Source organism: Rhodococcus cercidiphylli, from assembly GCF_033042225.1.
GTDB lineage: Bacteria > Actinomycetota > Actinomycetes > Mycobacteriales > Mycobacteriaceae > Rhodococcoides.
Map to the genome: position 1 here is coordinate 164,286 of NZ_JAWLKE010000006.1, position 19,780 is coordinate 184,065.

The window sequence follows — 19,780 nt, forward strand, 5'->3', positions numbered from 1 at the left end:
AAACGTCGAGGTGAAACTGGGACGCTGATCACAGTTTTGCCTTGGAACCGCTCGATGGAATAACCTCCATCGAGCGGTTCGCCTGTTTTCACAGCAGAACCTCAGTTTTTCGGGACCACATCGTCCCTGGCCTCGAGGGGCCACCCAGAAAGCCCTGTTCGATTGCCGGGGGCCGCATGTCGCGGAGACCGCGTAGATGAGAGAGAGCACGATTCATGCGATTTGCCGGCCTCAGCAGAACCCCGAAGGCGTCTTCACGCTGGCGTCAGCGCCTGCTCGGCGTCGGTGCTGCCGCGCTCGTCCTTCCCATCGCAGCCGGTGTCGTCGGTGGAGCGGTAGCTGTTGCAGCGCCTGCTCCCGTCGTGCACCAGACGCCTGCCGGTGGCCGTGAGGACCTGATCGTTCCGTCCGAGATGGGCCCCATCAAGGTTCAGGTCCAGTGGGCGGCCCGCGGTGGCAACGCTGCTCTCTACCTGCTCGACGGACTGCGCGCCCGCGACGATCGCAACGCCTGGACGTTCGAGACCAACGCGCAGGATCAGTTCGCCAACGACAACGTGACCCTGGTCATGCCCGTCGGCGGTCAGTCGAGCTTCTACAGCGACTGGTACACCTCGTCGAACTTCAACGGCCAGGAAGTCACCTACAAGTGGGAGACGTTCCTCACCCAGGAGCTGCCCGCGTTCCTCGAGAACTACGGTGTCTCGCGCAGCAACAACGGTGTACTCGGACTGTCCATGGGTGGTTCGGCCGCTCTGACGCTCGCCGCGTACCACCGCGATCAGTTCAAGTTCGCCGGTTCGCTCTCGGGCTACCTCAACATCTCCGCGCCCGGCATGCGTGAGGCCATCCGCGTCGCCATGCTCGATGCCGGACGCTTCAACGTCGACTCCATGTGGGGACCGCCCTGGAACCCGGCGTGGCTGCGTAACGACCCGTTCGTCTTCGCACCGAGGCTCGAGGGCATGTCCCTGTACATCTCGGCCGCCAGTGGTCTGCCCGGCGAGTTCGATCGACCGGCCGCGCCGATCGATTTCTACAACACCGCCAACGGCATGGCTCTCGAGGCCCTCTCGCTCGCCAACACCCGTGCATTCCAGATCCGCATGAACACCCTCGGCATCCCGGCCACCTACAGCTTCCCGTCCAACGGCATTCACGCATGGCCGTACTGGGGAGCCGAGCTGTGGAAGGCTCGCGGCCAGATCCTGGAAGCCCTGAACGCCTGACGTTCACCATCTTCATGTTCTCCGGAAGTGCCGCCCGCGTCCCTACGCCGGGCGGCATTTCCGTTCCACCGGATCGTTAGCGGCACCTCTGTTCACAATTGCACCACCAGTCACAGCGCGTCTGCTTCTCGTCGGCAGCGGGCACGTGTAGAAAGACATACGAAGCATGTCTCGATAGGAGACCTTCGAATGTCACGTCGAAAGAGAGTCACCATCATGCGCACTGAGCTTGTTCGGTTCGGTCGGACTACATCGGCCGGTACACGGGCTCGGCGAGCGGCAGCAGCATTGACCGTCGCTTCCGCGCTGATGATCCCCTTCGCGACGACGACCGTTGCCTCCGCTGCCCCCGTCGCCAGGACGGCCCCTGTTGCGCTGGCCGGCCCCGCCTACACACAGACATCCGGTGCCACCGTCACTTCGGTGGACTGGCTCTCCGATCGTCGCGTCGCGCTGTGGATCCAGTCGCCCTCGATGGGAACGCCCATCCAGGTTCAGCTGCTGCTCGCGCGTGACTGGAACATCAACCCTCAGGCGACGTTCCCGCAGGTGTACATGCTCGACGGCCTGCGCGCGACCGACCAGGAGAACGGCTGGACGGCCGAGACCGACGCCGAGTCGTACTTCGCCGACAAGAACGTCAACGTGGTCCTGCCCATCGGCGGCCAATCCAGCTTCTACTCCGACTGGGTCGATCAGGACAACGGCAAGAACTACCAGTGGGAGACGTTCCTGACCGAGGAGCTCCCGCCGATTCTCGAGCGCGACTGGCGCAGCACCGACAACCGCGGCGTCGTCGGACTGTCGATGGGCGGCACGTCCGCGATGTTCCTTGCCGCGCGCAACCCCGGCTTCTTCAAGTTCGCCGGATCGCTCTCGGGCATCCTGAGCACCACCTCGCTCGGCATGCCGCAGGCCATTCAGTACGCGATGACCGACGCCGGTGGGTTCAACTCCAGCGCCATGTGGGGACCGCCGTCGAACTCGCTGTGGGCTCAGCACGATCCGTACGTGCTGGCCGACAAGCTCGAAGGTGTCAGTCTCTACATCTCGAGCGGCAACGGCTCGGCCGGACCCTACGATCAGCCGTCGCCCATTCCTGGTGTGAGCACCAACTACGCAGGCATGGGTCTCGAGATTCTGTCGCGACTGACCTCGCAGACGTTCGCCACCAAGCTCAACCAGCTCGGGATCCCCGCTCAGGTCAACTACCGGCCGTCGGGCACGCACTCGTGGCCGTACTGGCAGTTCGAGTTGCATCAGCTGTGGCCGCAGCTCGCCACCGCACTCGGCGTCGAGGTGGACAAGCCCGCGTGTAGCGCCGCCGGTCTGATCGGCAACGCGAGCGGTGCCAATTCGTGGCTCGGCCCGTGCTTGACCGCCGAATACAACGTGGCCGGTGGACGCGCACAGGACTTCACCTTCGGTCGGGTCTTCTTCACCCCCGACACCGGTGCGCAGGTCGTCGCCGGTGCCATCGGTGGCATCTACCAGGGCAACAGGGGCCCCGAGGGTGCTCTCGGTTTCCCGACGACCGGCGAGATCGGTACTCCCGACGGTCGCGGACGGTTCAACGCCTTCCAGAACGGCATGGTCTACTTCACGCCGCAGACCGGCGCGCACGCGGTCAAGGGCGCTGTGCTCGACGAGTGGGCCGCCCAGGGTTACGAGGGCGGGCCGCTCGGCTACCCGGTGCTCGACGAGGTCGAAACGCCGACCAAGCCCGGATCGGTGCAGGGCTTCGAGATCGGTGCCATCTACACCTCGCCCGAGGCCGGTGTGCACTCGGTGCAGGGCATGATTCTGGGCAAGTACGGCGAATTGGGTTGGGAGGGTGGACCTCTCGGGTTCCCCAAGTCCAACGAGCTCGGTCCGATCAGGGACGGCGGACGCTTCAACCAGTTCGAGACGGGCAACATCTACTGGAGCCCTCTGAGCGGTGCCTGGTCCACTCCGTACGGTCCGATCTTCGACGCGTGGGGATCGGTCGGCTACGAGGGCGGCCGGCTCGGCTACCCCACCAGCGATCAGTTCGACATCGACGGTGGCGGCAAGCAGCAGAACTTCCAGTTCGGCATCATCACGCTGAAGGACGGCGTTGCCACGATCGCGCCGTAGAACCTGCCAATAGCAGCTCAGAGTTCTCACAGAGCGCGGCGGTACTCTCGCCTGCGAACCCGACGACCGAAGGATTTCGATCGATGACGCGTAATTCCCTCACCAGGACTCTGTCGCTCGGTGTGTTCGCCGTTGCGGCGAGTTCGATGCTGGTGGCCTGCGGGAGTGACGACTCGACGGCGACCGGAGCGCCGACGAGCACCACCTCGGCCGTCGAGACGACGACCGAGGCGAGTTCGACGACGTCGGCTGCAGAGAGCACCACCACCGCTGCGCCGACCACGAGTCCGGGGGAGGCGGCCACCGCGCCGCCCGAGCAGCCTCAGCCCGTCCCGGACGATTTCCCGGGGCCGACGGAAAGTCAGATCGACGACCGCGGTCAGAGTTTCCTGGACGAGTTGAGGAAGCAGGGCATCACCCCGGCGGGCAACGGCGACATCGCGGTCTCGACGGCCAATTACATCTGTGCCGCGCAGGCGCAGGGCGTCACGGCCGAGGAGATCTCGACCTTCGTCACGGCGAACGTCGGCGTCGAGGCCAGCGCTTCCGGAACCCAGATGAACGAGACGCAGGCTCAGCAGGCGGCTCAGACCTACATCGCCGCCGCGCAGGCGACCTACTGCAGGCCGTAGAGATCCACGGTGATGGCCAAGCGTAAGCGCAGAATCCTTCCGGTGATCGCCGTTGCGGCGATCATCGGTCTGATCATCGTCGCCCTCTGGTACCTGCTTGCCGGAAGGCTGCCGAAGGAACCGGGAATTCCGGTGCCTCCGGGCCCCGAGGAGCCGACGTCGCAGCCGGCCGATTGCCCCGACGTTCAGGTCATCGCCATCCCCGGCACCTGGGAGTCGTCTGCCACCGACGATCCGTACAACCCGACGGCCAACCCGGTGTCGTTGATGCTCAACGTCACTCGTCCGTTGCAGGAGCAGTTCCCCGGCTCGCGAGCGGACGTCTACACCGTGCCGTACGTGGCGCAGTTCTCGAATCCCATCGCGCTGCCGCCGGACGGCCAGGAGTCCTACAACAACAGCCGCACCCAGGGCAAAGCCGTCGCCGTGCAGAAGATGACCGATGTCAGCGCGCGTTGCCCGTTGACCAATTTCGTCCTCGCAGGCTTCTCGCAGGGCGCGGTCATCTCCGGCGACATCGCAGCGGACATCGGAGCGGGCAACGGTCCCATTTCGGCCGATCGTGTTCTGGGCGTCACCCTCATCGCCGACGGTCGACGCGACGGCGTCTCCGGCACCGATGTTCCGGCCCCGCTCGACGGCGTCGGTGCCGAGGTGGCGCTCGGCGGACTCGACCTGCCCGGTATCACGATGACGGGGCGTCGGGAAGGTGGCTTCGGTGCTCTCGACGACCGGACCAATCAGATCTGCGCTCCCGGCGATCTGATCTGCTCGTCGCCGTCGGATGGATTGTCGCTCCGCAACATTCCGCAGAGCATCCAGATTCTGATCGGTGCTGCAGGCAACCCCGTTCATGCGTCGTACAACAGTTTCGTCGTCGACGAATCCGGTACGACGGCTACTCAGTGGACCGCTTCGTGGGCCGCCGGACTGATCGAGAACGCCCCGACGCCCCCGCATTCGTGAGCGCTGACGCTTTCATAACGGAAACGTCACAACGCGACGTGTGGCGATCTATTGCCGGGCACAAACCTGGGTCGTGAAACCCCCAGCCGGTGTGATCGCGTCGGGCCAGCGGCTAGAGTGGCGCCTTGGACCTGCGCAGATCGGCCCCGGCCGGGCTGCTCTCGCCACCCGAAACAAGACCGCTCCACACTCCGAGGAGAGCAATAGATGAGTTCCGCCGAGGCCGCGACCCCAGGGCCGCGTAAATTCCGATTCGCTGCGGGCGGAGAGGGAAACGCCGAGGAGGGCGGGGCTCGGAAGTTCATCAAGCTGGCGCAGCAGGCCGAGGAACTGGGCTACGACAGCTTCATGATTCCCGATCACCTGGGCAACCAGGTCGGTCCCATCGCAGCACTCGGCGCGCTCGCCGTCGCCACCGACAAGATTCGGCTCGGCACCGCTGTGTTGGCCAACGGCTTCCGGCATCCGGCTGTGCTGGCCAAGGATGCGGCCACCATCGATGTGCTGTCGGGCGGGCGGCTCGAACTCGGTCTCGGCGCCGGTTGGATGCGTGAGGAGTACGACAAGGCGGGCATCACGTACGACCGCCCGGGCGTGCGCATCGAGAAGTTGGAAGAGACGCTCGAAATTCTCGACGTGCTGCTGCGCGGTCAGGAATGCAACTTCGAGGGCAAGCACTACACGATCACCGGTCTCAAGGGCAGTCCTCGGCCGCGGCAGGGACCGCGTCCGCCGATCTGCATCGGCGGTGGCGGTCCGAAGATGCTCGCGTTGGCGGCCAAGCATGCCGACATCATCTCCGTGGTGCCGAGCACCTCGAAGGAGGGCAAGCTGTTGCTCTCGGGCATGACCATCGAGAAGACCCTCGAGCGAGTCGAGCTCATTCGCGGCGCCGCGGGCGATCGGTTCGACGACATCGAACTGAACTGGGCCATCACCACGATCGTGGTCACCGACGACCGTGAACAGATGGCCGAGATGGCGCTGGCGGCACTCGACAACGGCTATCCGCCGAACGTGGACGTCGACGTCAAGCTCACCGTCGAGGACATCCTGTCGTCTCCGTACCTCGCATTCGGGACATACGAGGAAATTGCCGATCAGATCCGTAACGTTCGCGCGCGGACGACGATGTCCTATGTCGGGGTTTTCCCTACTCAAATGGAAGCATTCGCGCCGGTTGTCGACTTGCTGAAAGGCGAGTGACGCAGGCGCGTGTCGGTACCATGTAGCTGGCCTTTCAAACCAGGTGCCAAACCGACACCGTAAGAGCTACTAGTCAGTAACATAAAACGCTGTTCGGTGTCTGCATGCACGCAGCCGGTGGTGCGGGCCCAGGTCACGCAGGCTGTGTGGCAGCGGATTCGTGTCGGAGGAGATTGAAGTAATGAGCCACACGTTCGATGATTTCATCGATGAGAACGGCCACATCACCATCGGTGAAGGGCAGACGCTCGTCCGCCACGTCGAGGTGAACGTGCAGGAGAATTCCGACACGCTCGCGTACCGGTTCGTCGACTACTCCCGGGAACGTGACGGTGAGGCTCACGAGCTGACCTGGGCCGAGTTCGGTACTCGTCTCAAAGCGGTCGCGGCTCGCCTGCAGCAGGTCACCCAGCCCGGTGATCGAGTGGCGATCCTGGCACCGCAGGGCCTCGAGTACGTCATCGCCTTCTTCGGTGCGATCTACGCGGGCACCATCGCGGTGCCGCTGTTCGATCCCGACGAGCCCGGTCACACCGACCGCCTGCACGCGGTCCTCGGTGACTGCAAGCCGAGCGCCATCCTCACCGCGAGCAACTCGGCCGCAGGCGTGCGCGCGTTCTTCCGCGCCCTGCCCGCAGCGGAGCGTCCCCGGATTATCGCCGTCGACGCCGTCCCGGACAGCGTCGGCGAGACGTGGGTCGAGCCCAAGGCCGGGCTCGACGACATCGCCTACCTGCAGTACACCTCCGGTTCGACGCGGACGCCGGCCGGCGTCGAGATCACGCACCGCGCAGTGGGCGTCAACGCGCTGCAGATGGTCGACAGCATGGAGATCAACCACGACTCCCGCGGCGTCACCTGGCTGCCGATGTTCCACGACATGGGCCTGCTGACCGTCATCCTCCCGGCGCTCGGCGGCAAGTACATCACCATCATGAGCCCGCGCGCCTTCGTGCAGCGGCCCTGGCGCTGGATCAAGGAACTCGCCGCTGTCTCCGACGGCGCAGGCACCTTCGCGGCAGCACCGAACTTCGCGTTCGAGCATGCCGCCCAGCGTGGATTGCCGAAGAACGGCGAACCCCTCGACCTGTCCAACGTCATCGGCCTGATCAACGGCAGTGAGCCCGTCACCACGTCGTCGATGAAGAAGTTCAACGAGGCGTTCGGCCCCTACGGACTGCCCAAGTCCGCGATCAAGCCGTCCTACGGCATGGCGGAGGCGACCCTGTTCGTCTCGACCAGCAAGCACGCCGACGAGGCCAAGGTCGTCTACGTCGACCGCGTAGAGCTCAACGCAGGCAACTTCGTCGTCGTCGCCCCCGACTCCCCCGGTGCCATCCCGCAGGTGTCCACCGGAACCGTCGCACGCAGCCAGTGGGCTGCCATCGTCGACTCCGAGACCGCCACCGAGGTTGCCGACGAGCACGTCGGCGAGATCTGGTTGCACGGCGAGAACATCGGCAAGGGCTACTGGGGTCGCGAGACCGAGACCACGGAGACCTTCCACAACAAGCTCGTCCACCGCAACTCCGAGGGCTCGCACGCAGAGGGTGCCCCGGAGGGTGGCAACTGGATGCGCACCGGCGACTTCGGCGTCTACCACGACGGCGAGCTCTACATCACCGGTCGCGTCAAGGACCTCGTCATCGTCGACGGCCGCAATCACTACCCGCAGGACCTCGAGTTCTCGGCTCAGGAAGCCAGCAAGGCACTGCGTCCCGGCTTCGTCGCGGCGTTCGCCGTCCCGCTCAACCAGCTCCCGGACATCGTGTTCGAGTTCAGCGGCGCAGCCCTGACCAAGGACTCCGATGACAGCTCCGAGCAGCTCGTCATCGTCGCCGAGCGCGCGCCCGGCTCGGGCAAGGCAGACCCGGCTCCGATCGCCGACGAGGTGCGTACCGCGGTATCGGCACGGCACGGCGTCACCGTGCGCGACGTCCTGCTCGTCCCGGCCGGTTCCATTCCGCGTACGTCCAGCGGCAAGATCGCTCGACGCGCCTGCAAGGCCGCGTACATCGAGGGCACGCTGCGTGGCGGTTACCAGCAGACGGCCTTCCCGGATGCAGAACTGCCCGACTGACGGACGCATCCTCCGTTCTTCCTCCGATACGACTTGGTGAGTAATGGCTGAACAAGAGACAGACAAAATCGAGCGCGTGGACGGCGGAGACCTCACGGTTGCGCAGCTGCGGGACTGGCTGCGCAACTGGGTTGCGGACGCGACCGGGCAGCCGGCGTCGGCCATCTCCGACGACCGCCCGATGGAGGAATTCGGTCTGTCCTCTCGCGATGCCGTCGCACTGAGCGGCGAGATCGAGGAGTTGGTGGGGGTCACGCTGACCGCTACCGTCGTCTATCAGCACCCCACCATTGCCTCGCTGGCCAAGATCATCATCGAAGGCGAGCCGGACGAGCCCGTCGGCACCGTGGACGACGCGTTCTACACCAGCGGCGGACAGTCGGGCGACGCGCACGACGTCGCGATCGTCGGCCTGTCCTCCCGGTTCCCGGGTACCGGACAGACTCCCGAAGAGATGTGGTCGCTGCTGATCGAGGGCCGCGACGGCATCACCGATCTGCCCGACGGCCGCTGGCAGGAATTCACCTCCGATCCCGTCATCGCTGCCGCGGTGGCCGCGACGGTGACCAAGGGCGGTTACCTCGACGACGTCAAGACCTTCGACGCCGAGTTCTTCGCGATGTCGCCCAACGAGGTCGTCAACGTCGATCCGCAGCAGCGGCTCGCGCTGGAACTGACCTGGGAAGCGTTGGAGCACGCGCACATTCCGGCCAGCTCGATCAAGGGCAGCCAGGTGGGCGTCTTCATCGGCAGCTCCTCCAACGACTACCAGCTCATCGCCGTCAGCGACCCGGCCGTGCACCCGTATGCCCTCACCGGCACGTCCACCGCCATCGTCGCCAACCGAGTGTCGTACTTCTACGACTTCCGCGGGCCGTCGATCGCCGTCGACACCGCGTGCTCGTCGTCGCTCGTCGCCGTGCACCAGGCGGTACGCAGTCTGCGTACCGGCGAATCCGATCTTGCCGTTGCCGGTGGCGTCAACATGCTGCTCGCACCGCCCATCACCGTCGGATTCGGTCAGACAGGTGTGCTCGCGCCGGACGGTCGAATCAAGGCCTTCTCCTCCGACGCGAACGGCATGATCCGCTCCGAAGGCGGCGGACTCGTCGTGCTCAAGCGACTCGAGGACGCCGAGCGCGACGGTGACCAGGTGCTTGCCGTCATCGCCGGCTCCGCGATCAATCAGGACGGTCGCTCCAACGGTCTGCTGGCACCGAACCCGGACGCACAGGCCGACGCGTTGCGGTTCGCCTACCGCGACGCCGGTATCAACCCGTCGGGCGTGGACTACATCGAAGCGCACGGCACCGGAACCATTCTGGGCGATCCGATCGAGGCCGACGCTCTCGGTCGTGTGGTCGGCCGTGGCCGCGACGCCGACAAGCCTGCCCTGCTGGGATCGGCGAAGACCAACTTCGGACACCTCGAATCTGCCGCAGGCGCAGCAGGTTTGATCAAGGTCGTCCTGGCGATGCAGCAGAACAAGCTTCCCGCCTCGCTCAACTACGTGGGCCCCAACCCGTACATCGACTTCGACAAGGCGCACCTGAAGGTGATCCCGGAGGCCACCGACTGGCCGCGGTACACCGGCAAGGCCGTCGCAGGCGTCTCCGGCTTCGGATTCGGTGGCACCAACGCGCACGTCGTCGTCCGCGAGTACGTCCCGGGCGAGACCGCAGACGCATTCGATCCGGCGGCTGTGGACCCGGAAGCCGTTCTTGTCGAGGGTGTCACCGACGTTGCCGGTGAGGAACTGCCCATCGTTGCCGAGCCCGAACCCGTCGTGTCGGAGGTCGAGACCACGGATCCGGTGGCCGAGGCCGAGACCATACTGCCCGACGCTGAAACAGGTTCGGAGACAGTGATTCTCGCTGTGTCCGCAGCCCTGCCCTCGCGTCGCAAGCGGGCCGCATCGGAACTGGCCGACTGGCTCGAAACCGAAGAGGGCAGCACGACGCCTCTCGTCGACGTGGGCCGTACCTTGGCCCGCCGGAACCACGGGCGTTCGCGCGCAGTGGTTCTCGCATCCACCACAGCCGAGGCCATCGCCGGATTGCGCGCCATCGCCGCGGGCAAGCCGGGTCCCGGTGTGTTCTCGGCGGATTCGCCCGCGTCCAACGGGGCGGTGTGGGTGTTCTCCGGCTTCGGTTCGCAGCACCGCAAGATGGCATCGAGGCTCTACCGCACCAACGCGGTGTTCGCCGCCGAGGTCGACAAGGTCGACGAGCTGCTCGTCGACGAGGCGGGTTACTCCATCCGCGAGATCATCCTCGACGACTCGCAGACCTACGAGTTCGAGAACTCCCAGGTCGCCATCTTCGTCATCCAGATCGCCTTGGCGGCAACGCTTCGCGCGCACGGTGCCGAGCCGGCGGCCGTCATCGGACACTCGATGGGCGAGGTTGCGGCCGCATACGTTGCCGGTGGCCTGAACCTCGAAGACGCGGTGCGCATCATCTACGCCCGTTCGCGCCTGCTGGCCGAGGGCCAGGACGGGCTCGGAGCCGCATCGCAGGGGGCCATGGCTCTCGTCGAGTACACCCCGGACGAGGTCAAGACCCTCACCGATCAATTCCCCAACGTCGAACCCTGCGTCTATGCAGCACCGACGCACACCACTGTCGGAGGACCACGCGCGGAGGTCGAGGCTCTCGTCGAGATGGCCGAGGCCGCAGGCAAGATGGCCCGCCTGCTCGACGTCAAGGGTGCCGGACACACCGCGGCAGTGGATGTCCTGCTCGGTGAGCTGGCCGCCGAACTCGCCGGAATCGAACCCGGCAAACTCACTGCCGGGGTCTACTCGTCGGTCGATCGCGAGGCCCACTATCGCGTCGGGCATGCGGCTATTCACGGCGTCGAGTACTGGACCAAGGGAATGCGTCATCCGGTCTGGTTCACGCAGGCCGTCAATGTCGCTGTGGGAGACGGTCACACGACGTTCGTCGAGCTTGCTCCCAACCCTGTCGCGCTGATGTCGGTCGCCGCAACGGCCTGGGCTGCAGGCGTCGCCGATTCGACTCTGATCCCGACGCTCAAGCGCAAGGAGGACGAGTCCGAGACCTTCCTCTCCGCTCTGGCGCAGCTCTACGTCCACGGGCACGCCCTGGAACTGGCCACGCTGTTCGAGTCCGGCCCGTACGCGCCGATCCCGCGTACCGCGTACCTGCGCAAAGAGTTCTGGCTCAATTCGCAGGTCAGCTCCAGCGGCAACGCGCGAGTTCCCGGTGCGCGCGTTGCCTTGCCTGATGGCCGCCACGTCTGGGAAGTTCAGGCCTCGGGCGTCACCTCATTCGATGCATTGGTCACGGCCGCTGCATCGCAGGTGTTCTCCGATGTGGCCCTGGGTGTTTCGGTCTCCCATGCTGCGGTACCGAAGGCGGGCACGGTCGTCACCACGTTGACCTCCCACCTCGGTGGCGCGTCGGTCCAGGTGCACGCCCACGAGGGCTCGGCGTTCACCCTGCTGCACGAGGCCGTCGTCACCTCCGGTGATGCGCGTCCGGAACCCGTTGTGGCGGTGGAGGAGCGATCCTCGTCCCCGATGGAGGAGTTGCCGGAGGTCGTCGAGACGTTCGGTGACCGTTGGGATCCCAACGGCAATCAGAAGCTCGAAGACCGCTTGGCCATCATCGTCGCGGAGTCCATGGGCTATGCGCCCGAGGATCTGCCGCCCGAGGTTCCGCTGATCGAGCTCGGCCTCGATTCACTCAGCGCCGTGCGGATCAAGAACCGGGTGGAGTACGAATTCGACATTCCCACAGTGCAATTGCAGGCCGTGCGTGATGCGAACCTGCGTGAGGTGGAGAAGTACCTGCGCTACGCGATCGAGAACCGCGACGAGGTGCAGGCACTGGCCGACAAGCAGGCGGCGGAGAAGGCAGCCGAACAGGCTGCCGAGAGCGGCGCGGCAGCTCGCGAGGAAGCGCTGGACACCGATGTTGCGGCACCCGACGCTGCGGTACCGAGCGCCGAGTACCAGCCTGCGCCTGCTGTTGCTGCCCCGGCGGTTGTTGCTCCGGCGCAGACCGACCTCGGCGGCAAGGAAGCGTTCGCCGAGGCTGCTGGGTCCGACGTGCCTCCTCGCGACAATGCCGAGCGGATGACCTTCGCGACATGGGCTGTGGTGACGAAGGAATCGGCCAAGGGCATCTTCAACACCCTGCCTATCCTCGACGACGAGACCGCCGAAAAGTTGGCTGCTCGTCTGACCGAGCGGGCAGGCGGCGAGATCACCTTCGACGACGTCCTGGACTCGGAGACCATCGAGCAGCTCGCAGACAAGGTTCGCCCGCACCTCGAGGACGGTGAGATCGACGGCGTCGTACGCAATCTGCGTGCCCGCCCCGAAGGTTCAACCGCCACACCGGTGTTCGCGTTTCACTCGGCCGGTAGCTCCACCGTCGCCTACGAGCCCTTGCTGAGGAAGCTGCCCGCGGGCACTCCGATGTACGGACTCGAGCGCGTCGAAGGACCCATCGCCGTACGAGCCGCGGAGTACGTGCCGCTGATCAAGGCGATCCAGCCCGAAGGGCCGTACGTGTTCGTCGGCTGGTCGCTCGGCGGCATCCTCGCCTACGAGGTGGCGCGGCAGATGGAGGAAGAGGGGATCGAGGTCGCCTACGTCGGGCTGCTCGACACCGTCATGCCCGGCACGCAGATCCCGGACACCAAGGACGAGGTGCGTAAGCGCTGGGAGCGGTACGCGGCGTTCGCGAAGAAGACGTACAACGTCGATTACCCGATTCCGTACGACAAGTTGGTGGACTCGGACGACGAGGGGCAGATCCGCATCATCACCGATCTGGTGAAGCTCAGCGGCGCGAAGATCCCCGGCGGCATCATCGAGCACCAGCGCACGTCGTGGCTCGACAATCGGGCGATCCAGACGGCCGAGCTCAAGAAGTACGGCGGGCACGTGACGCTGTACATGGCCGACAAGTACCACGACGACGCGATCGCCCTCGAGCCCGCGTATGCCACCCGCGAAGAGCACGGTGGCTGGGGACCGGTGGTCGAGGACCTCGAGATCGTGTACGTCGGAGGCGATCACCTCGCCGTCGTCGACGAGCCGTACATTGGAAAAATTGCGGCCCATTTGTCGAAGACGCTCGAGAACATCGAGTCTGCAAGAACCGGAGCGTAGATCTTGAGTGGCACCACTGCGGAGAAGCTGGCCGAACTACGGACGAAGCTCGAACAGGCCAAGGAGCCGGCCGGCGACATCGGCGTAGCGAAGCGCGCGAAGAAGGGCATCCCCAGTGCCCGCGATCGCGTCAACTCGTTGCTCGATCCCGGCAGCTTCGTCGAGATCGGCGCACTGGTGAAGGCCCCGAACGATCCCGGCGCGCTCTACAGTGACGGCGTCGTCACCGGCCACGGAACCGTCGACGGCCGCCCGATCGCGGTGTTCTCGCACGATCAGACCGTGTTCGGCGGAACCGTCGGCGAGATGTTCGGTCGTAAGGTCGCCGGCATCATGGACTTCGCGATCAAGATGGGCTGCCCGGTCGTCGGCATCAACGACTCCGGTGGAGCTCGTGTGCAGGACGCGGTGACGTCCCTGGCCTGGTACGCCGAGCTGGGTCGACGCCACGAGGCGTTGTCCGGTCTGTGCCCGCAGATCTCCCTGATCCTCGGCAAGTGTGCCGGCGGTGCCGTGTACGCGCCGATCAACACCGACATCGTGGTCGCCACCGAAGAGGCGTACATGTTCGTCACCGGCCCGGAGGTCATCAAGTCCGTCACCGGTGAGGACGTCAGCCTCGACGAACTGGGCGGTGCCCGCGTCCAGGCCGTCAACGGCAACGTGCACCACGTGGCAGTGGACGAGAAGGCTGCGTTCGAGTGGATTCGGAACTACCTGAGCTACATGCCGTCGAGCTGCCAGGAAGAGTCGCCGGTGATCAACCCGGGGCTCGAGCCGGAGATCACCGAATCCGATCGCAAGCTCGACTCGTTCATGCCCGACGCCGACAACGCCGGTTACGACATGCACGACATCATCCTGCGCATCTTCGACGACGGTGAATTCCACGAACTCTCGGGACAGACGGCACCGAACGTCATCACCGGATTCGCCCGCGTCGACGGCCGGCCGGTGGGAATCGTCGCCAATCAGCCGATGCACCTGTCCGGGGCACTCGACGCCAAGGCAGCGGACAAATGCGCCCGGTTCATCCGGCTCAGCGATGCCTACAACATTCCGATCATCTTCCTCGTCGACACACCCGGCTTCCTGCCCGGCGTCGACCAGGAGACGCTCGGCGTCATCCATCGTGGTGGCCGCTTCATCTTCTCGTTCGTCGAAGCGACGGTGCCGAAACTGACTGTGGTGATTCGTAAGTCGTACGGCGGCGGATACGCGGTGATGGGCTCCAAGCAGCTCGGATCCGACATCAACCTCGCCTGGCCGACTGCCCGCATCGCCGTCATGGGCGCCGAAGGTGCCATCAACATCATGAGTCGCAAACAACTCGCCGAGGCCGGAGAAAATGCACCGGCACTGCGCAAGCAGCTCATCAATTTCTACAACGAACACGTGGCAACGCCCTGGATCGCCGCCGAGCGTGGCTACATCGACGCGGTCATCGAGCCCTCGCAAACGCGCCTCGAAATTCGTAAGGCCCTGCACATCCTGAAAGACAAGGAAGTGCACAAGAGTCCGCGGAAACACTCGTTGCTTCCGATCTAGCCGGATTGAAGTGGTGCCCCAGCCCTCGCGGGGTCGCTGCGCTCCCGTTCGCGTCAATGGACCACTGCACTGCCCAGACGTATGCAATGGTTCATTAACGTGGGGTGGACTCGGCGTCGATGGACCATTGCACTGCCGAGACGCATGCGATGGTTCATTCACGCGCGGGCACCGGTAGATTCACGCGGCACCATCACCACATCCGGTCGTGGTCTGGCGAGAGCGTGCTGGAAGTTCCTCCGTAAGTCTTCGAGCACCTGTGTCGGCCGATCGCGGATGTCTTGCGGTGAATGGGACACGACGATCAGTCCGTGCGCCTGCATTCGGTTGCGTCGGGCTTGTGTGCGCTGGTAGTCGGCTGGTGACAGATGGTGGGTCACGGAATCGATTTCACGTGCCAGCGCCACGGCGTCGATCCAGCCGTCCGTGTTGGCGATGAACTCTCCGCTTCGAGCGTAAATATCGCAGTTGTGCGTCATCGCTGGCAGCCCGCTGGTTCGGTACAGGCGTTGGTCCTCGAGTTCTGCCACCGAGTGCGCGTTGTCCCGTAACTCCAGAAGTACGCGGCGGGTGAGGGCGCTGTAGCGGCGCGGCCCTTCGGCCAGTTCGGCGGCGATCTCGTCGATGGACACGCCGCCTCGTTGGAGCACCTCGGTCAGCAAGGCGACGCACCGTGCCTCGGACTTCGCGGCCCGTGTGGCGTCGACCAATGAACGCACCAGAGGAGCAACTCGTATGCTGCCCTTGGTGATCGGCTCGGGAATCCGCCACGTCCGCTCTGCTCGGACGAAAGACACCGATGCCCGACGCATCTCTGCGGGTAGCAGCAGATGAACCTCCCCGGCGGATCCGTTGGTCCCGTATCCGAACGAATCGAGTCCGACGCAGCCGGTGATCATGCTCATCGGTCCGCCGTATGCGAGCGCCGCCGCTGAGCGTTCGAGCGTCGACGGATGACCGTTGCGCAGCAGTACGACACCCGGCAGCAATCGCTGCCACGGACCGCCGGGCGCGCATCTGCTGTCGATCGCTGCGTCACTCACGCCCGCCTCGCGAAGCTGCCGACGCGTCACGACGCCGGTCGAGCTGAGGTCGAACATTGAACCTGCGTTCCACAATCGTCTTTTCATGCCCGAAGAGTGGAATCCGGCACCGACACGTTTGTCGCGTTCAGGCGCTGTCGCAGCCTCTCTGTGGATGGTCGACCAGTCTGTGGATGGATTGGCCTTCACCAGTCGCGAGTTGCCAAACATTGTCGGGCTCGGATGTTAGGGCCGGCAGATGGAGTCCTATGAAGCCCGCGGTCCTTACCCCCCACCGGAGGGTGAATGGACCACCTACGCGCTCAGACGTATGCAACGGTCCATTGACCCACTACGGGCCGAAACGTGGATGGACCCTTGCACGGTCGAGACGTGTGCAAGGGTCCATTGACGCGGAGCGAGGGCGGGCGGGGGCGGGCGGGCTATCAGTCCTCGAATACGCGCAGTTGTCCGTCTTGGTACCAACCGGATCGGGTGACGTCGGCGGTGTCGAGTTCAGCGGGTACTGCGCTCGGGTAGTACTGCTCGTAGCGTTCCAACGATCCCCAGTCCCTGGCCCAGTCGTTTTCGAGGTAGGTGGGGACGGTGATGGGCTTGGCGAGTAGTTCGGACCAGCCCAGTGGGCCGCCGTTTTCGCCGGATTGCCAGGTGTCGGTGGAGCTGACGGCGAGTGGGCGGTCGGGGAGGATGCGATATCCGGGCACCTCGGCGACGCCGTTTCGGTGGTCGAAGGGGCGTTGGCACGGGAATTGCAGTCCGACGGCCCAGTCGAGCAGCACGGGTTGTTCGCCGCCGATCATGGTGTTGAGATTCTCCATCACGGGCACCCGCGGCGGGGTGAATGCGAGCCATTGGTCGCCGGTGAGGTTGGGGTCGTTGGCGACGATGCGGACGGCGTCGGCGTCGGGTGCGATGTCCGCCAACGGGATTCGGAGATTACGCCACGAGGGTGCGGGTCCGATGTCGCGTGGCAGGTAGGTGCCCTGGGCCTGGACGCTACCGTCGGGCTGACGCTTACCGTATTCGAGCAGTAGCGACTGTCCGTAGGTGAGGGCTCCGGTGTCGTCGTAGGACCAGATGCGTCCGGCTGCGGAGAAGACGACCAGCGGTGCGTCGTCGCTACGGGCGGGCAGTTGGTACCAGCTCGACGTCGTCTCCGCGGGCTCCTGGACGCCTTCCTGGTAGGAGCCGAGGACGGGGGTGGTGGCCGGGTCGAGGCCGAAGGGCAGGGCGGCGGAGGAGCCGTTGACGCCCACTTCGCCGGTGCCGCCTGCGGTTCCGGAACTCTGGCCTTCCTCGAAGGCTGGCCCGACGGACTGCTGATCGGTATTGCCCTGTCCTGGTTTGACTTCCACGGCGTCGGCGCTGAGGTCGCTGGGCACACCGTTGGCGGTGAAGTTGCGCAGTGTGCTGCTCGATCCGCCGAGGGGGCCTGCGACGGGGTCGAATTCTTCCGGCAGTGGGCTCAGTACACCTGCGTTGGGGTTCGACTCGACGAGGACGTCGTTGGCGAGTCCGCACGAGTTGCCCAGCACCGATTGCACGTTGGAGCGGGCAAGCGAGTAGGCGGGGTACTGAGAGACGGCTCCCTTGACGAGCGAGAGCACCTCGAACAGCACCATGATTCCGGCGATGACGGTCAGCGGCGCGGCGGCGAACTTGCGGATGCGTTGACCGCGCGCAGACGTCGGTTTCGGTTGCGGCGGAGCGTATCCCTCGCGCAAGTACTGAAACGCTGCAATGGCGAGGACCAGTCCGAAGAGGATGAGGAACAGGGTGCCCGATTCGTTGCCGCCCAGCGAGACCGTCTTGTCGAACCACGGCACGCCGTAGCTCGAGACGTACCAGTAGCCGTTGATACCCGAGAACGACAGTGCCAGAACGAACATCAGCCCGGCAGCGAACAGCGATCGGTTGCGTCGCGAGCGCAGGGCACTGGCCGAGACGGCGACGGCCGTCAGCGCCGCCAGTCCACCGGCGATTCCGGCGTAGGAACCGAAGTGGTGAGTCCACTTGGTGGGGTTGAACATCATGAAGAAGATGGTGCCGAGGACGACGCCGAGCAGACGCCATGCCGGCCCGTTCGCAATGCCGGGGATGCGTCGGCGACGAAGCAGCACGAACAGTGTGGTGAACAGGCACAGGATCATCGTCAGGAACGCGAAGCGGCGTGCGACCGAGCCGTCGACGGTTTGGACGAAGAGATAGTAGTACCGCAGGAAGTCCTGGTACCAGGCCTCGTTGGGGCCGATGATGGTGCGGACTCGGGTGGACTCGATCACCGTCGCGTACGTCTGGTCGGCGAAGACGACGACGAGTACCAGCACGCCTGCTGCCGCCAGCGGGGCCAGCATCGCGAGGGTGCCGACCTGACGGTGGCGTCGGACGACGATGCGCGCGATGGGCCGGGCCCCCGCGAGAAGTGCTGCCACACACATCAATCCGGTCGGCGCTGCGGCGAGGGTGAAGGCTCCGATCAAACAGGCTGCGGCGGCGGGCAACAACCTGCCGGTGGCGATGGATCGTTCCACCGAGCACCAGGTCAGGAGTGCGCCGAGGGCGACGATGGGTTCGGGCCGCAGTCCGTTGTTGTAGGGGAGCCAGAAGGCGAGGAACACCAGTCCGCCGGTCCACAGGGCGACGTTGGATTTGCGCACGGCGCGGCCGAGGCGCGGGACGACCTCACGGCTGATCACCATCCAGCACAGGACGCCGGCGATGAGGGCGGGCAGTCGCATCCACGGGCTGGCGGTCGAGATCTTGGCGAACACGGCGAGTACGTCGTAGTACCAGCCGAACGGGGCTTCGGGGACGCCGAACCAGCGGAAGTAGTTGGCCATGTAGCCGGAATGGTCGGCGGCGCGGGCCATCGTGAGGAGATAGCCATCGTCCGAGGTGTTCGCGCCGACGAAATGCCAGCCGACCAGAACGCCGAGGACGGTGACGTCGACTCCGGTGAACCTCCACCAGTGGGAGGGGAAGAAGCGGCGGTGCGCGCGACCGTCGGTGCCGTCGAGCCGTCCGAGTGCGCCGATGGCCAACAGCGTGCAGGCGATCGCGAGGATCATGATCAGAGACTTGAGCAATGTCGGCGACGACGAGAAGCGGGAGTCGACGTCGACGGTGACGGACATGTCGGCCGGGGCCGCGCCGCTGAGGTCGCTGAAGATGCCGACGACCTGGGGGCGTAGATCGCCGTCGAGCCTGCCTTGCAGAGGCTGGCCGTCGTCGTCGGTCAGTCCGGTGAAGGCCGCGGAGGTGTACTCGTCGTTCGAGGTGATCTCGATGGCCGCGCAGCGGGTGCTCTCGACGTCGGCGCGCGGTGCCGTCGCGACGACTACGTTGCGGTCGAGAACGTCCACGTTCGACTCGCCCACGCGCACGAACAGACTGTTCAGTGCCGCGCCTTCGCCCTGAGGGGGCGCAGTCGCCAGCAGCAACCCGCCCGACGCGGGGAGTGCTGCGACGGCAGAGCACGGGAGGGTCGCGGTGAGGCTCAGGGGTGCCTGGGACACCAGCGGGGCGTCCACGTCCTGCAGGAGGCCGTTCTGTGGCCATTCGATGGTGGCCGTTGTCTGCGTGACGGGTGCGAACGGAGTGATCAGCGCGAACAGCACACCGAGCACGCCGGCCACCATGGCGATCAGCCGGGGAACTCGTACCTGAGCACTAAGTTCGTCCGAGGCTCGCAGTGGAGCGGGGACGGGTGGACCAGCTGATGAATCTGTCACGACGTCGGGCACGAGAGTCGATGTTATGCGAGCGTGACGAAGAGGTCACACAGGCACCGTCCCCGGGAATAAATGCAGAAC

Annotated in this window: 10 protein-coding genes; 8 read left to right on the top strand and 2 right to left on the bottom strand. The window is 65.4% G+C overall.

Annotated features, from left to right (window positions below):
• The first annotated feature begins 215 nt into the window (after positions 1-215).
• The 8 genes from R3P95_RS16650 to R3P95_RS16685 all read left to right on the top strand — a co-directional run bounded on the left by R3P95_RS16650 (position 216) and on the right by R3P95_RS16685 (position 14,925).
• Positions 216-1,229 (top strand): alpha/beta hydrolase, encoded by a 1,014-nt coding sequence (locus R3P95_RS16650; RefSeq protein ID WP_068054320.1) that lies wholly within the window; start codon positions 216-218, stop codon positions 1,227-1,229.
• A 216-nt stretch (positions 1,230-1,445) separates the two neighbouring features.
• Entirely contained in the window at positions 1,446-3,347 is a 1,902-nt protein-coding gene (locus R3P95_RS16655; RefSeq protein ID WP_149407722.1) for an alpha/beta hydrolase-fold protein, read from the top strand.
• An 83-nt stretch (positions 3,348-3,430) separates the two neighbouring features.
• Positions 3,431-3,979 carry a DUF732 domain-containing protein gene (locus tag R3P95_RS16660; protein ID WP_149407723.1) on the top strand — a complete coding sequence of 183 codons (549 nt, stop codon included), beginning with the start codon at positions 3,431-3,433 and terminating at the stop codon, positions 3,977-3,979.
• Between the two features lie 12 nt (positions 3,980-3,991).
• Positions 3,992-4,945 carry a cutinase family protein gene (locus R3P95_RS16665; RefSeq protein WP_094638929.1) on the top strand — a complete coding sequence of 318 codons (954 nt, stop codon included), beginning with the start codon at positions 3,992-3,994 and terminating at the stop codon, positions 4,943-4,945.
• A 207-nt stretch (positions 4,946-5,152) separates the two neighbouring features.
• Complete coding sequence (locus R3P95_RS16670) at positions 5,153-6,151, top strand: LLM class F420-dependent oxidoreductase (RefSeq protein ID WP_317548891.1); 999 nt, start codon at positions 5,153-5,155, stop codon at positions 6,149-6,151.
• A 181-nt stretch (positions 6,152-6,332) separates the two neighbouring features.
• Positions 6,333-8,231: a long-chain-fatty-acid--AMP ligase FadD32 gene (gene fadD32 / locus R3P95_RS16675; protein ID WP_317548893.1), complete on the top strand. Its 1,899-nt coding sequence runs from the start codon at positions 6,333-6,335 to the stop codon at positions 8,229-8,231.
• Positions 8,232-8,274: 43 nt separating this feature from the next.
• A complete protein-coding gene (gene pks13 / locus R3P95_RS16680) occupies positions 8,275-13,377 on the top strand; it encodes a polyketide synthase Pks13 (protein ID WP_317548895.1) in 5,103 nt (1,700 codons plus the stop codon).
• 3 nt (positions 13,378-13,380) lie between these two features.
• Complete coding sequence (locus R3P95_RS16685) at positions 13,381-14,925, top strand: acyl-CoA carboxylase subunit beta (protein WP_149407726.1); 1,545 nt, start codon at positions 13,381-13,383, stop codon at positions 14,923-14,925.
• A gap of 158 nt (positions 14,926-15,083) precedes the next feature.
• Here the strand turns inward: R3P95_RS16685 and R3P95_RS16690 are convergent, their stop codons facing one another.
• Entirely contained in the window at positions 15,084-16,055 is a 972-nt protein-coding gene (locus tag R3P95_RS16690) for a hypothetical protein (protein WP_317548898.1), read from the bottom strand.
• Between the two features lie 338 nt (positions 16,056-16,393).
• A complete protein-coding gene (locus tag R3P95_RS16695; RefSeq protein WP_394855432.1) occupies positions 16,394-19,711 on the bottom strand; it encodes an arabinosyltransferase domain-containing protein in 3,318 nt (1,105 codons plus the stop codon).
• Between the last annotated feature and the right edge of the window lie 69 nt (positions 19,712-19,780).

What these genes read in the sequence shown, in the direction of transcription:
- R3P95_RS16660 (WP_149407723.1), top strand. Translation starts at nt 3,431, where the DNA reads ATGACGCGTAATTCCCTCACCAGGACTCTGTCGCTCGGTGTGTTCGCC.
- R3P95_RS16670 (WP_317548891.1), top strand. Translation starts at nt 5,153, where the DNA reads ATGAGTTCCGCCGAGGCCGCGACCCCAGGGCCGCGTAAATTCCGATTC.
- R3P95_RS16690 (WP_317548898.1), bottom strand. Translation starts at nt 16,055, where the DNA reads ATGAAAAGACGATTGTGGAACGCAGGTTCAATGTTCGACCTCAGCTCG.
- pks13 (WP_317548895.1), top strand. Translation starts at nt 8,275, where the DNA reads ATGGCTGAACAAGAGACAGACAAAATCGAGCGCGTGGACGGCGGAGAC.
- R3P95_RS16655 (WP_149407722.1), top strand. Translation starts at nt 1,446, where the DNA reads ATGCGCACTGAGCTTGTTCGGTTCGGTCGGACTACATCGGCCGGTACA.
- R3P95_RS16665 (WP_094638929.1), top strand. Translation starts at nt 3,992, where the DNA reads ATGGCCAAGCGTAAGCGCAGAATCCTTCCGGTGATCGCCGTTGCGGCG.
- fadD32 (WP_317548893.1), top strand. Translation starts at nt 6,333, where the DNA reads ATGAGCCACACGTTCGATGATTTCATCGATGAGAACGGCCACATCACC.
- R3P95_RS16650 (WP_068054320.1), top strand. Translation starts at nt 216, where the DNA reads ATGCGATTTGCCGGCCTCAGCAGAACCCCGAAGGCGTCTTCACGCTGG.